The organism is Oleiphilus sp. HI0079, from assembly GCF_001635105.1.
Genome location: NZ_LWFT01000337.1, coordinates 1 through 471, shown reverse-complemented (window position 1 = coordinate 471; position 471 = coordinate 1). Strand labels below are relative to the sequence as shown.

Genomic DNA, 471 nt, shown 5'->3' with positions numbered 1-471 from the left:
CACTACTGGGGTTCTCAACCTTACACGGATAAAAATAGTGCTAGAGATAACGGTATTATTGCCTATCTAACCTACGGTGAGGGCTATCATAACTACCACCACTGTTTTCAGGCGGATTACCGTAACGGCATTCGTTGGTATCAATACGATCCAACAAAATGGTTTATTTTTTCACTAAGTAAAATAGGTTTGGCGAGTAATCTAAAGCGTTGTGGTCAACACAAAGTGGAAAAAGCGCGCGCAGAAATGGCCTTAAAGCATGTTCAAGACAAGCTGCGCTTTCATGCTGACGCAGAAGAAATCAGACAAAAGCTTGAGGCACAGTTTAATGATTTTGTTGAGGCACTTAACCGTGCGACAGAAGCACGAAAAGAATGGTTAGATGCCAAGAAATGCAAGATGCGCGAAGCGTATGAAAAGTCTGAGGCGATGCACCGTTACAAAGAACTTAAACAAGCGATGCAAGCACAG

At 42.9% G+C, this 471-nt stretch carries 1 protein-coding gene; it reads left to right on the top strand.

The features are described from left to right. On the top strand, window positions 1–471 hold a 471-nt coding region (locus A3750_RS04645; protein WP_197474889.1), incomplete at both ends, for an acyl-CoA desaturase.